Annotated in this window: 12 protein-coding genes; 1 reads left to right on the top strand and 11 read right to left on the bottom strand. The window is 68.5% G+C overall.

Translation table 11 applies throughout. The features are described from left to right. Position 1: 1 nt before the first annotated feature. The 11 genes from ACAV_RS17130 to ACAV_RS17080 are packed head-to-tail and all read right to left on the bottom strand — an operon-like array spanning position 2 to position 11,860. Positions 2-1,075: a protein-glutamate methylesterase/protein-glutamine glutaminase gene (locus ACAV_RS17130; RefSeq protein WP_013595848.1), complete on the bottom strand. Its 1,074-nt coding sequence runs from the start codon at positions 1,073-1,075 to the stop codon at positions 2-4. Between the two features lie 42 nt (positions 1,076-1,117). Continuing rightward, entirely contained in the window at positions 1,118-1,600 is a 483-nt protein-coding gene (locus ACAV_RS17125; RefSeq protein ID WP_013595847.1) for a chemotaxis protein CheD, read from the bottom strand. Between the two features lie 36 nt (positions 1,601-1,636). Then, complete coding sequence (locus tag ACAV_RS17120) at positions 1,637-2,440, bottom strand: CheR family methyltransferase (RefSeq protein ID WP_013595846.1); 804 nt, start codon at positions 2,438-2,440, stop codon at positions 1,637-1,639. A gap of 12 nt (positions 2,441-2,452) precedes the next feature. After that, complete coding sequence (locus ACAV_RS17115; RefSeq protein WP_013595845.1) at positions 2,453-3,685, bottom strand: EAL domain-containing response regulator; 1,233 nt, start codon at positions 3,683-3,685, stop codon at positions 2,453-2,455. A 40-nt stretch (positions 3,686-3,725) separates the two neighbouring features. Next, complete coding sequence (locus ACAV_RS17110) at positions 3,726-4,265, bottom strand: chemotaxis protein CheW (RefSeq protein WP_049791265.1); 540 nt, start codon at positions 4,263-4,265, stop codon at positions 3,726-3,728. Positions 4,266-4,285: 20 nt separating this feature from the next. Continuing rightward, positions 4,286-5,941, bottom strand: coding sequence for a methyl-accepting chemotaxis protein (locus ACAV_RS17105; protein ID WP_013595843.1), 1,656 nt, complete (start codon positions 5,939-5,941; stop codon positions 4,286-4,288). 42 nt (positions 5,942-5,983) lie between these two features. Continuing rightward, positions 5,984-7,783 carry a methyl-accepting chemotaxis protein gene (locus ACAV_RS24165; RefSeq protein WP_041828806.1) on the bottom strand — a complete coding sequence of 600 codons (1,800 nt, stop codon included), beginning with the start codon at positions 7,781-7,783 and terminating at the stop codon, positions 5,984-5,986. Between the two features lie 47 nt (positions 7,784-7,830). Continuing rightward, complete coding sequence (locus ACAV_RS17095) at positions 7,831-10,014, bottom strand: chemotaxis protein CheA (protein WP_013595841.1); 2,184 nt, start codon at positions 10,012-10,014, stop codon at positions 7,831-7,833. Then, positions 10,011-10,328, bottom strand: a complete 318-nt coding sequence (locus tag ACAV_RS17090) for an STAS domain-containing protein (RefSeq protein ID WP_013595840.1) — start codon at positions 10,326-10,328, stop codon at positions 10,011-10,013. Before ACAV_RS17090 ends, ACAV_RS17095 begins: the two co-directional genes overlap by 4 nt. Then, positions 10,325-10,693 carry a response regulator gene (locus ACAV_RS17085; RefSeq protein WP_013595839.1) on the bottom strand — a complete coding sequence of 123 codons (369 nt, stop codon included), beginning with the start codon at positions 10,691-10,693 and terminating at the stop codon, positions 10,325-10,327. Before ACAV_RS17085 ends, ACAV_RS17090 begins: the two co-directional genes overlap by 4 nt. A gap of 12 nt (positions 10,694-10,705) precedes the next feature. Beyond that, positions 10,706-11,860: a methyl-accepting chemotaxis protein gene (locus ACAV_RS17080; protein ID WP_013595838.1), complete on the bottom strand. Its 1,155-nt coding sequence runs from the start codon at positions 11,858-11,860 to the stop codon at positions 10,706-10,708. 277 nt (positions 11,861-12,137) lie between these two features. Here ACAV_RS17080 and ACAV_RS17075 point away from each other — a divergent pair, with 277 nt between their 5' ends. Continuing rightward, positions 12,138-13,250, top strand: coding sequence for an AraC family transcriptional regulator (locus ACAV_RS17075; protein WP_244875483.1), 1,113 nt, complete (start codon positions 12,138-12,140; stop codon positions 13,248-13,250). The last annotated feature ends 11 nt before the right edge of the window (positions 13,251-13,261 follow it).

Below are 13,261 nucleotides of genomic sequence, written 5' to 3'. Positions count from 1 at the left end.
CCTAAGCCCCCCCGATCTCCCGCCAGATCGCCGACAGCGGCAGCACCTTGTCCACGCCCCCCCGCTTGATCGCCTCCTTCGGCATGCCGAAGACGACGCAGCTCTCTTCGTCCTGGGCGGTCGTGCGGGCGCCGGCCTGGTGCATCTCGAGCAGGCCGGCGGCGCCGTCGTCGCCCATGCCGGTCATGATGATGCCGTGGGCGTTGGCGCCCGCGCATTTGGCCACGGAGCGGAACAGCACGTCCACGGAGGGGCGGTGGCGGTTCACCAGGGGGCCGTCGAGCACTTCCACGTGGTACTGGGCACCGCTGCGCCGCAGCAGCATGTGCTTGCCTCCCGGGGCGATCAGTGCGCGGCCGGGGACGACGCGGTCGTTGTTTTCCGCCTCCTTGACGGCGATGCGGCACAGGCCGTCCAGGCGGCTGGCGAAGGCAGCGGTGAATTTTTCCGGCATGTGCTGCACGATGACGATGCCGGGGCATACGCGGGGCAGGGCGGTGAGCACCTCTTCCAGAGCCTGCGTGCCGCCGGTGGAGGTGCCGATGGCCACCACGCGCTCGGTGGTCTGGGCCATCGCGCGGCCCGCACCGGGCGGCAGGATGGCGTCGGCGGTGTTTTTGCCGGGCGGGGGCGCCATCGCGGGCGCTGCAGGCTGCCGGGCCAGGCGCCGCACGTTGGCGCGCGCCGCGGCGCGCACGGTGGCGACCAGTTCGTCCGCGCTCTCGGTCAGGAAGCTCTTGAGGCCCAGCCGGGGCTTGGTCACGATGGCCACCGCGCCGGCGGCGAGCGCCTCCATGGTGGTCCTGGCGCCTTTTTCCGTGAGGGTGGAGCAGATGACGACGGGCGTGGGGCGCTCGGCCATGATCTTGCGCAGGAAGGTGATGCCGTCCATGCGGGGCATCTCGACATCCAGCAGGATCACGTCCGGCCACTGGTGCTTCATGCGCTCCATGGCCAGCAGCGGGTCGGCTGCCGCATGCAGCACCTCGATGCCGGGCGCCTCCCCGAGCAGGCCGGTGAGTACCTGGCGCACGACGGCGGAATCGTCCACGACGATGACTTGGATGGGTTTCATGGGGATGGTTGGCTGTGCTGTGAAGCGCTGGAAGGGGGGCGGCTACGGCTGCCGCAGTGCGGCCGGCGGGACCTGGCGGACCCAGACCGCGCCGCTGGCGACGTCGAACACCACCTGCCGGTGGCCGTCGCCGAAAAGGTGTTCGCTGCGGACGCCGATGCCCCGCCCGGCCAGCAGTTGCCGTGCGGCGTGGCCGTTGCGGGTGCCGACGGAGTCCATCGCGGGCCGGGGCCGGGTGGGAAACATGTTGCCGCCGCCGAAGATCTTGGCTTCGCATTCGGCGATGGACACGCGCTGGCGCCGCAGGCCGCGCACCATCAGCTCCAGCGCCTCGTCGCCATAGCGGCCGTCCAGTTCGCCGGGCCGGGCGGGGCGGCCGCGGTCGGCCAGCAGGAAGTGCGACATGGCGCCGATGCGGCGCGCGGGGTGCCACAGCGTGATCGCCACGCAGGAGCCCAGCATGGTGCGTAGCCGCATGGTGTCGTCACCCACGAAGTATTCCCCCGGTTGGAGGAAGACGTCCATGGGCCTGAAAGACGTCGGCACGTGCGGCTCCGGACATCATGGCTTGCGATAGACCGAGGGTGCGATCTGCACCATGGCGGCATCGATGCCGTGCAGGCTCTCCGAGTGGCCGATATAGAGGTACCCGCCCGGCCGGATGAACGAGATCACGCGGGCCACCACGTCGCGCTTGGTGTCGCCGTTGAAGTAGATCATCACGTTGCGCAGGAACACGATGTCGAAGCTGCCCAGGTCGGGGAGCCGGGTGTTCAGGTTGGCGTGAAGGAAACGGACCTTCTGGCGCAGCTCGCGCGCCACCAGCAGCGTTCCCGCCTGGGGCCCCTGGCCCTTCAGGCAGAAGCGCCGCAGGTAGGGTTCGGGGATCTGGCGGGCGCGCTGCTCGGGGTAGTGGCCGGTGCGGGCCTTGTCCAGCATGCGCGTGCTGATGTCGGTGCCCACCACCTCGAAAGGCTGGCTGCCTCGGCAGTCCGCCAGGACCATGGCGATGCTGTAGGCCTCTTCGCCGCTGGAGCTGGCGGCGCTCCACACGCGGAACGGCGAGGTGGCGCCGGGCTGCTGCGCGGCGCTGCGCAGCAGCTCGAAATGCCGAGATTCGCGGAAGAAATAGGTTTCGTTGGTGGTGAGCAGGTCGATCGCCATCTGCACTTCGGCGGGATCCTGGCCGCTTTGCAGCAGCGCGAAGTATTCCGAGTACCCCGCCACCCGGGTCGCGTGCAGGCGCTTGGCCAGGCGCCCGCAGACCAGGGCTTTTTTCGCCGGTGACAGGGTGATGCCGGCCGCATCGAAGATGAAGCGCTGGAAGTTCCCGTAATCGCGATCGGAGATGGTTCTGGATGGCATGGGTGGCAGTGGTCAGGGAAGCCGCAGGGCGTCCAGGCGCGTGCGGTGGGTGCGGTTCCAGGTGGGCAGGTCTTCCCCGGGCATCGCCTTGGCGATCAGCCAGCCCTGGGCACTGGTGCAGCCGAAGTCCTGGAGCAGGCGCCAGTCTTCCAGGTGTTCCACGCCTTCGGCCACCGTGGAGAGGTTGAGCCGCCGCGCCAGGTCGAGCGCGGACTCGAGGATCACGCGCAGGCTCTTGCGGCGATGGGCGCCATGCACGAACGAGCGGTCTATCTTGAGTTCGGAGAAGGGTATGCGCGAGAGCTGCTGCAGCGAGGAAAACCCGGTGCCGTAGTCGTCGATGGACAAGCCGAACCCCTTGAGCCGCAGGCGCACCAATGCCGAGTGCGCGGCGCTGGAGGTTTCCACCATCGATCCTTCGGTGACCTCCAGCATCAGTTGCGACGGCGCCAGGCCGTACCGCAGTTGCCGCGCGCATATCTCGTTCACGATGTCCGGCAAGGCCAGCAGCTGCGGCGACAGATTGATGGACAGCGTGAGCCGCATGCCGCGCGATTGCCAGGCGGCGCACTGCAGGAAGCTGCGCTCCATCATGGACAGCGTCAGTGCGTGGATAAGCCCCGCGCTCTCGGCCAGCGGAATGAATTCGTCCGGCGGCACCATGCCCAGCACCGGATGGTTCCAGCGTGCCAGGGCCTCGACCCCCCGGAGCATGCCGGTGCGGGTGTCCGCCTTGGGCTGGAAGTGGGGCGTGATGCCTCCTTCGCGGATGGCCTGTTCGAGCATCGCTGCATCGATCGGCATGCGGGGGGCGCGGCGCCGGTCGGCGGCGGGCGCCGACGGCGACAGCACTTCCTCCAGCACCGCCTGCAGGTCGCCGCTGGCCAGCGGCTTGTGCAGCCCGCGCACCACCGACGTGCCCAGCGACTGGACCGAATCCAGCAGCGCATCCCCGTGTGCCGACAGCAGCAGGATCGGAATGCGCAGGCCTTGCTGCTGCAGGGCTTCGATGAGTTCGATGCCGTCCATTTCGGGCATCTCGAGGTCCACGACGACCAGGCTGGGCTGCGGGTCCATCGCCGCGATCACCTCCAGGGCATGGCGGCCATGGCAGGCCTCCAGCACCTGCCCGATGCCCAGGTCGTGGCAGAGCCGCACGGCATGCTGCCGCTGCGGTGTGCTGTCATCGACGACGAGGACCGAGCAGGCGGCCGCACTGGGCAGGGACGGGTCAGGGGCGTTCATTCGGTGGCGGGCGTGGTCGGGCGCAGCGGGGCGGGGCTTCTCAGCGGGGCTCGGCCGTATCGGCCGGCAGCCGGGCCAGTTCGGCCAGTGCCTGCGTGGAGAAGGCGCGGTCCAGGTTCAGCAGGACCACCAGGCGATCGCGCACCTTGCCCATGCCCTGGATGAAGTCTGCCTGGATGCGGGCCCCGAAGGGGGGAGGGGGCTCGATGTCGGCCGGACTGATGTCGATGACTTCGTTGACGGCATCCACCACGACGCCGATCACCTGGCGTTCCTGGTCCGCACCGACTTCGACGATCACGATGCAGGTGCGCTTGCCCACGGCCGCGGGTTCGCCGCCGAAGTGCGCCTGCAGGTCGATGACGGGCACCACGGCGCCGCGGAGGTTGATGACGCCGCGCACGGAGCGCGGCATCATCGGCACCGCGGTCGGTTCGCCGTATTCGATGATCTCCTTGATCGCAAGGATGCCGATGGCGAACATTTCGCGCCCCAGCTGGAACGTGAGGTACTGTGCCGCTTCAGCGGCGGCCGCCTCGGACGGGGCCGTGGAGGCGGGGGAATGCTTGGCGTTGGGCATGCGGGCGTCCTCGGCAATCATCAATAGCGGGTGAACTGGGATTCGTCGATCCCGTCCGCGCCCGCGGCGCCCGCGAAGGCGAGGCTGGGGCCGGCCTTGCGGGACTGCACGGGTTTTCTTGCCGCAGCGGTCCGGGCTGCGCTGGAGGCGGTGCGGGCCGGCGTTCCTCCGGAGAGCTTGAAGAAGCCCATAGCCTGCTGCAGTTGCTCGGCCTGGCTGCTCATTTCCTCGGCGGTGGCGGCGAGTTCCTCGGAGCTGGAGGCGTTCTGCTGCGTGGTCTGGCTGAGCTGGCCGACGGCGGCATTGATCTGGCCCACGCCGGAGGATTGCTCCTCGCTCGCGGCGGTGATCTCCTGCACGAGGTCGGAGGTCTTGCGGATGCTGGGCACCATCTCGCCCAGCAGGGTGCCGGCGCGCTCGGCCAGCTCGACGCTGGAGCTGGCCACGTCGCCGATTTCCTGGGCGGCGACCTGGCTGCGCTCGGCGAGCTTGCGCACCTCGGCGGCGACGACGGCGAAGCCCTTGCCGTGCTCGCCGGCCCGTGCTGCCTCGATGGCGGCGTTCAGGGCCAGCAAGTTGGTCTGGTAGGCGATGTCGTCGATGATGTTGATCTTCTGGGCGATCTGCTTCATGGCCACGACGGTGGCCTTGACGGCCTCGCCGCCTTCGGTGGCCTCGGAGGCGGCCTTGGTGGCCATGCTGTCGGTGAGCTTGGCGTTCTCGGTGTTCTGGGAGATGGAGGCGGTCATCTGCTCGAGCGATGCGCTGGTTTCCTCGACGCCGGCGGCCTGCTCGCTGGCGGCCTGGCTGAGCGACTGGGCGGTGGCGCTCACCTCTTCCGAGGCGCCCGCCAGGGCTTCCGCGCCGCTGTTGACGTCGGTCACCACGCGCGAGAGCTTGTCCACCATGTTCTTCATCGCGGCCAGCACGCTGGTGGTGTCGCCCTGGCGGGTGGAGATCTGCAGCGTCAGGTCGCCGTTGGAGACGGCGTTGGCGATCTCCGCGACGTAGGCGGGCTCGCCTCCCAGTTGCTTCACCAGCGAGCGGGTGATCAGGAAGGCCAGGGCCAGTGCCAGTACTGCGCAGGTAGCCAGGATGGAGATGGTGAGCGTGCGCGCATGGGCATACGTGGATGCGGCATCCGCGGCAGCCTTGTCGCTGCCGGCGACGTTCAGGTCGGACAGCTTGTCGGAAAGGGCCCGGACCGTGTTGTAGGCCTTGCGTGCGTCACCGTCGAGCACGGCGCGGGCTTCGGCCATGTTGCCCTGCTGGATCAGGGCCCCCATTTTCTCGTGCTCGGCGAACATGGTCTCCATGGCCTCCTTGCTCTGGTCATAGAGGCGCTGTTCCTCCGGGGAGCTCACCAGCTTGGCGTAGTCTGCCCAGAGCTTGCGGGTGGCCGCGATGCGTTCCACCCCCTCCTTGACGGACTCCCGCACTTCGGCGGGATTGGTGTCCATGAGCGTGCGCATCTCCAGCACCCGCAGGCGGTTGATGTTCGACTTGGACAGCATGATGGTCCGGACGCTGGGCAGCCAGTTGGTGGCGATGTCCTCGGTGGACTGGTTCACCGTGGCGAGCTGGTTGATGGCGTAGGCGCCCAGCCCGACCATCAGGGCCAGCACGATGAGGAAGGCTCCGAAGAGCTTGGTCGATAGTTTCAAGGGGCCGAACATGGTGATGTCCTCCGGTGTGAGACGAAAAGAGGGGCGGGCAGGTCAGTAGCGGGCGAACTGGGATTCGTCCACTCCATCGGCGAAGGCGGTGTCGGCAAGGGCCAGGCTCGGCTTGGGCTTGCGGGCCGCCAGCGGCTTCCTGGCCTGCCGGCTCCGGGCCGCGGGCACCGCGGCCTTGGCTGGCGTGCTGCCGGCCAGCTGGAAGAAGCCCATGGTCTGCTGCAGCTGCTCGGCCTGGCTGCTCATTTCCTCGGCGGTGGCGGCGAGTTCCTCGGAGCTGGAGGCGTTCTGCTGCGTGGTCTGGCTGAGCTGGCCGACGGCGGCATTGATCTGGCCCACGCCGGAGGATTGCTCCTCGCTCGCGGCGGTGATCTCCTGCACGAGGTCGGAGGTCTTGCGGATGCTGGGCACCATCTCGCCCAGCAGGGTGCCGGCGCGCTCGGCCAGTTCGACGCTGGAGCTGGCCACGTCGCCGATTTCCTGGGCGGCGACCTGGCTGCGCTCGGCGAGCTTGCGCACCTCGGCGGCGACGACGGCGAAGCCCTTGCCGTGCTCGCCGGCCCGTGCGGCCTCGATGGCGGCGTTCAGGGCCAGCAGGTTGGTCTGGTAGGCGATGTCGTCGATGATGTTGATCTTCTGGGCGATCTGCTTCATGGCCACGACGGTGGCCTTGACGGCCTCACCGCCTTCGGTGGCCTCGGAGGCGGCCTTGGTGGCCATGCTGTCGGTGAGCTTGGCGTTCTCGGTGTTCTGGGAGATGGAGGCGGTCATCTGCTCGAGCGATGCGCTGGTCTCCTCGACGCCGGCGGCCTGCTCGCTGGCAGCCTGGCTGAGCGACTGGGCGGTGGCGCTCACCTCTTCCGAGGCGCCCGCCAGGGCTTCCGCGCCGGCGTTCACCTCGGTCACGATGTCCGACAGGCTGGTCACCGTCTTGTTGACGTATTCCTTCATCTGCCCGAAGGCGCCCTGGTATTCGGCGGTGATGGTCTGCGTCAGGTCGCCCTGGGCGACCGCGCCCATCACGCGCACCACGTCGTCGATGCTCTCGCCCGACATGCGCACCATGTCCTTCACCGTGTTCAGCAGGCTGCTCTGGTCGCCCGGCCGGGTGGCGACCTGCACGGTGAAGTCGCCCTTCGCGACCTGGCGCATCACCTCGGCGGCATATGCCGGCTCGCCCCCGAGCACGTTCTGCAGTCCGCGCACGATCACCATGGCGATGATGGCGGCCAGCGCCGCGGCCAGCAGGCTGCCGAAGACCAGCACGGCGTTGGTCGTGGCGTGCCGGGATTCCGCTTCCCGGCTGCGCACGGCCAGCAGTTCGCTTTCGGAGCCGCGGGCCTGGGCGAGCAGTTCACGCATGCGGTCCATGTGCTGCTTGCCCTTGGCGGCGGTCACGCTGGCCACCACGGCATCCATGGACGCCTTGCCGTCCTTCACGCTGCGGCGCAGGGCGATCTCCGGCTCCAGGACCTTCGTGATCCACTCCTCGCTGGAAGCCTGGATGCTCGCGAGCCGCTCCTGCTGCTTGGGGTTGTCCTGCGTGAGGGCCTTGGCCTTGTCCAGGTGCTGCCTGAGGCTGGCCAAGCCTGCCTTGTAGGGATCGAGGAACGCGTCCTCCCCGGTGAGCGCGAAGCCCCGTTCGCCGGTCTCCACGTTGACCAGGGCGTCGAGCACGTTGTCCATCTCGGACATCACCTCGTAGGTGTGGACGTTCCAGCGGTTCGCCTCCGTGAGCGCCCCGAAATTGATGTACGCCGTGCTGGTGAGGATGAGCAGGATGGCGAGGATGGTCCCGAAGCCCAGATAGAGCCTGGTTGCGACCTTGAGATTTTTGAACATGGGGATGCCTTCAGGGCGATGGGATGTCTGGATGGGGGCGGTGGCCGTCATTGCGACGCGGCGCCCACGGCGTCGGATGCGTTGCGCTGCGAGGCCATGGCCTTCGCCGCGAGCGCGGGAATGTCCAGGATCAGCGCGACCTCGCCGGTGCCCAGGATGCTGGAGCCGCTGATGCCCTGGAGGTGGGCGAACATCTGCGCCAGCGGCTTGATCACCGCCTGCGCCTCGCCCAGGAGCCGGTCCACGATCAGGCCGAAGCGCTGCGAGCCTTCCCGGACCACCACGATGCTCTGGCGGGAACCGGCCGGGTCCGGCACATGGAAGAGTGTGCGCAGCCGGATGAACGGCAGCACGCGCCCGCGCAGCTCGGTGTAGTCGTGGCCGCTGTCTTCCCGGAACTCGATGCACTCCTCGATGGATTCGAGCGGCAGCACGAACACGGAGCGCCCCACGGCGACCTGGAAGCCGTTGATGATGGCCAGCGTGAGCGGCAGCCGCACGGTGGTGGTGGTGCCCAGGCCCGGGCGGCTGTCGAGGGACACCGTGCCCCGCAGCGCCGCGATGTTGCGCTTGACCACGTCCATGCCGACGCCCCGGCCCGAAAGGTTCGTGACCTGGTCGGCCGTCGAGAAGCCGGGCTCGAAGATCAGGTTGTAGATGTCCTCGTCCGGGAGCGCCTTGCCCGCATCGACCAGGCCGCGCTCGACGGCCTTGGCGAGGATGCGGTCGCGCGACAGGCCGCCCCCGTCGTCGCCCACCTCGATCACGATGCTTCCGGAGTCGTGGTACGCATTGAGCGACACGGTGCCCCATGCGGGCTTGCCGCGCTCCGTGCGCAGGGCGACCGGCTCGATGCCGTGGTCCATGCTGTTGCGCACCAGGTGCGTCAGCGGATCGGCGATCTTCTCGACCACGGTCTTGTCCAGTTCGGTGTCTTCGCCGCGCACCTGCAGGACGATGTCCTTGCCGATTTCGCGCGAGACGTCGTGCACCATGCGCTGGAACCGGTTGAAGGTCGCGCCGATGCGGACCATGCGCAGCTGCAGTGCGCTGTCGCGGATCTCCTGGACCAGTCCGTTGAGGGTGGAATGCGCCTCCTGCAGGGCCACGTTCTGTACGTGGCGGCCCGCCTGCGTGGCCGTGGCCGTGGCGGTGATGAGCTCTCCCACCAGGTCCACGAGCCGGTCGAGCTTTTCCGCATCGACCCGCACCGACTGGTGCTCGGCCGAGCGGCTTTCCTTGATCTGCTTCTGGCGCACCAGCGCCGCCTCCACGATCGGCTGCTGCACGCGGCGCTGCTCCACCAGCAACTGGCCGAGCGGCTCGGTCGCGCCGTGGTGCTGCAGCTGCAGGGCCTCGTCGAGCTCCCGGCGCGTCAGGCTGCCGCACTGCACGAGGATTTCGCCCAGGCGCACCGAGGCATCCTGCCCGTGGGCGCCCATGGTGCCAATCAGGTCGATGTAGCGGGAGATCTCGCTGTCCGGCGGAAGGATGTGCACCACGCAGTCATCGAGCACGAACTCGAAGGCGCCTTCGATGTCGGCCTTGCCGGCACTGCTGCGCAGCGCGATCTCGAAGCCGAGATAGCAGGACTCCGCGTCCATGTCCGCCAGCGCGGGCAGGTCGTCGGGCAGCGTGGCGATGCCCGTGATCGTGCCGAGCTTGTTGAGGTAGCGCAGGAACGACAGGGGATCCATGCCGTTGCGCAGCACGTCCCGGCCGAAGCGCAGGGAGATGTGCCAGTGGTCCGGTGCGCGGCCTCCGGCCGCGGCCGGCGCCGGGGCGGCAAGGCCGTCGGCCGGACGGACGGGCTGGTCGGTGCGCGGCGCGGCGCCGGCATTCTCCAGCAGCCGGTTCAGGCCTTCCAGCAGCGGCTGCGCGTCGGCCTGCAATTGCTCGTCGGCCTGGGTGTGGCCGGCCGCCGCGGCCGCCACGAGGCGGCCGGTGTGGTCGCCGCAGGCCAGCAGCAGGGAAACGACCGATTCATCGAGGGGGATGGCGCCGTCGCGCACCTTGTCGAGCACGCTTTCCGCGACATGCGTGAAGTCCACGATGAAGTCCAGGCCGAACAGGCCCGCGGACCCCTTGATGGTGTGCGCCGCGCGGAAGATCGCGTTCACCGAGTCGGAGGGATCGTCCTCCTGCAGCACCCCCAGCAGGGCCTGCTCCATGTCCTCCAGCAACTCGCCGCTCTCGGCGATGAAGGCCTGCAGTGCCTGTTCCATGTTCATGGGGCGTCTCCCTCGGTCGGTGTGCCGGCGGCGAGGGTCTCGCCGAAGAATGCGGACAGGTCGAACAGCGCGAGGACCTCCGACACCGGCGCATTGCAACCGGTGAAGCGCAGCCACTGGCCCCGGGCCTGCGCATCGCGGCGGGCGGCCATGAGCAGCTGCACGCCTGCGCTGTCGATCTCGGTCACGCCCGCCAGATCGATTTCCAGGCCCTCGGGGCTGTCGGAAAGCGCGGCGAGCAGGCCTGTGCGCGTTTCCGCGGCCCGGTAGATGGTGAGCTCGCCGTCGAGGGCCAGCGTGGTGATCGATGTCATGGCAGCACCAGCTTTTCCACGGCCGACAGCAGGGTGGGCGGCTGGAACGGCTTGGTCACCCAGGCCTTGGCGCCGGCCAGCTGGCCCTCGCGCTTCTTCGCCTCCTGGCTTTCCGTGGTGAGCATGATCACCGGGGTGAAGCGGTAGGCCGGCATGGCCTTCACGGTCTTGAGGAAGGTGATGCCGTCCATGTTCGGCATGTTCACGTCGCTGATGATCAGGTGCACCTTCTGGCCGGTAAGCCGGCGCAGCGCGTCGCTGCCGTCGCAGCCTTCGATGACGTCGTAGCCTGCGCCCCTGAGCGCGATGCCCACGACCGACCGCACGGAAGCGGAGTCGTCCACGATCAGAATGGTCTTTGCCATGAAAAAGGTCCTTCAGAAAAATGTGATTTCTTCGTGCTGCGAGGGCGCAGGCGCGTTTGTCTTTGCCGAGCCGGCGCGGTGCACGGCGCGCTCGCTGGCCATCGCGTAGGTCGCCTCGAGTTCCTGCAGCAGCGGGCCGGCATCCAGGGGGCGCAGGGCGCCTTCGCTGGCGCACAGGGCGTGGTGGTTCTGGACGACCGAGGGCATGCGGCCGATGTTGTCGCGCACGTGGCTGAGCACCTGGCTGACCCGGTCCTGGAACTGCAGCTGCACGAGCGAGTCGTTCACCTCCAGCTGGATCTGGCGGCTGTCGTGGCGCAGCAGGTCCGCCGACTGCGCCAGGTGGTCCGTCAGGTGCCGGAACTGTTCCAGCACCTGGGAAATGCGGCTTTCGGAGTCGGCCATGACGCGATGCTCCTGGTTCTGCGACAGCTGGGCCGCGGCACGGGTCTCGTTGATCGCCGAATGGATCGCGTTGATGGCCGCGATGATCCGGCGCCCGGTGTCCCCGGACATCTGCGACAGCGAGCGCACTTCCTGCGCCACCTGCGCGAAGCCGCGGCCGCGTTCGCCCGCGTGGGCCGCTTCGATGGTCGCGTTGATCGCGAGCAGGTTGGTCTGCTGGGCGATGCGGGCGACCGCTTCGGCCATGTCCTGCAACTCTCCCACGAAGCGTTGCAGGTCTTCGATCTTGGCCAGCATCTGCGCCTTGCCCTGCATGGCGTCGCGCAGCGATCCCACCAGTTCCTGCAGTTGCGCCTGGCTGCGGGCGTACACGGCTTCCGCGTCCCCCGGGCCCGCTCCATCGCGCGCCGACTGGTCCAGCGTGCGCGACAGCTGCTGCACGATGTTGGCGAACCGGGCGCTGAGCTGCGCGATTGCCTCTTCCATCTGGCCGCGCGACGATTCGATCTGCCCCGACCAGACGGGCGCCATGGCGGCGCTGAAGGCCTCGAACTCCGCGATGAGCCCGAGAAGTTCGTCCGGCGCGGTGCGCCGGGGCCGCCAGGCAATCCAGCCCCCCACCGCGCCGCAAGCCACGAGCGCCACGGCACAGGACACGCCCGCCAGGCTCGCACCGGACAACCCGAGCGCTGCGACCGCACCGAGCAATCCGGTGCATGGCGCGACCAGGCCGTTCCAGGCCTTTTCCCTATCTCCGTTCATATGGCAATGCCCCCCTTGAAAGCAGCCAAGGAAAGAGATATGGGCCTTGGTCTGCCGATAGGACAACCTTAAATCTCAGGCTGCGCGAGCATGGGGACCGAATTGACAAAGTTGCGGTACCCATTCGGCCAATTGTAAGTAGATTTGATAAATTTAGTAGTGTTTCGGCAAAAAAAGTTTATTTCTCTGCGGAAAGTGTGAAAATCTGGTCCACATGCAGACCAGGACAACAACATCTATCGTTTCCCGGAGCGGGCACCGCGCGGACATCGCTCCCTTGCTGATCCGCCTGCTGGTCTCCAGGGCCTGGACCCGCGGCCTGACTGCGGAGCGGCTGACGCGCGGGCTGGACCTGGGGCCGCAGGAGCTGGATGCCCCGGGACTGCAGGTGTCGTACCGGCAGACCCTGGAGGTCACCCGCCGTTTCTGGAGTGCGGCGCCCGGCATCGAGCAAGGGTTGCGATTCGGGGGGCAGGCGAACATCGTGGCGCTGGGTGCGCTGGGGCTGGGCATGATGGCGTGCGCGAACGTCCATGACATGCTGCAGTTCCTCATCGAGTTCCAGCGCGCCGGGGGCTGCCTGCTGAACGTGTACAGCGAGCGGACGGAACAGCATTTCCACATCGTGGCCCGGCCCCGCGTCGATGATCCGGAAGTCGAGCCCTTCCTGGCGGTTTACACGCTCGCATCGATCCATGCCATGGTGCAGCAGGTGCTCGGCGCGGAATTCCATCCCCTGCGTGTGCAGTTCGCGCTGCCGCGCCCGGCGGACCTGGTGGAGTTCGAGCAGGCCTTCGGCTGCCGGGTCGAGTTCGAAACGGGCGACCACCGGCTGAGCCTGCCGCCGCAGGCCCTCGCGCTCAGGACGGCCGAGCCCAGCGTGGTGGCAAGGATGCGGGCACTGCTGCTGGAGGCCTGGCCACCCGGACCGTGGACGGACCTCGGTGCCGCCGTCGTGCAGGTACTCCGGCGCTGCCAGACGCTCGCGCCCCCGCTGTCGGACATCGCGGCCGCGCTGAATCTCGGCGAACGCACCCTGCGCCGCAGGCTGGCCGAGGAAGGGTTGACCTACCGCGGCCTGGTGAGCGAGGAGCGCCGGCGCCGCACGCTCACGATGGTGTGCCGCTCCAGCCATTCGATGGAAGACGTGGCGGAGAAGACGGGCTACTCCAGCGCGCGCAGCCTGCGCCGCGCCGTGCAGCGCTGGACGGGCACCGGCCCGTCGCTCGTCCGTGCGGCAGCCCGGGCTGCCTCACACGCCCCCGTGGCGGAGCAGGACCCGGGTGCTACCGGCTCCGCGGCAGCGCCAGGGCCGGAAAGCTCACAGGGACCGCAGCCCGGCGGCCGCGGTGCGACCCGAGGCCCGGGAGGCCCGCGGGGTTCGAAGTAGGTTGCCGCGTG

The sequence above is a fragment of the Paracidovorax avenae ATCC 19860 genome, from assembly GCF_000176855.2.
GTDB lineage: Bacteria > Pseudomonadota > Gammaproteobacteria > Burkholderiales > Burkholderiaceae_C > Paracidovorax > Paracidovorax avenae.
The sequence above is the reverse complement of the archived record's forward strand: the minus strand, read 5'-3'. Positions and strand labels throughout refer to the sequence as shown.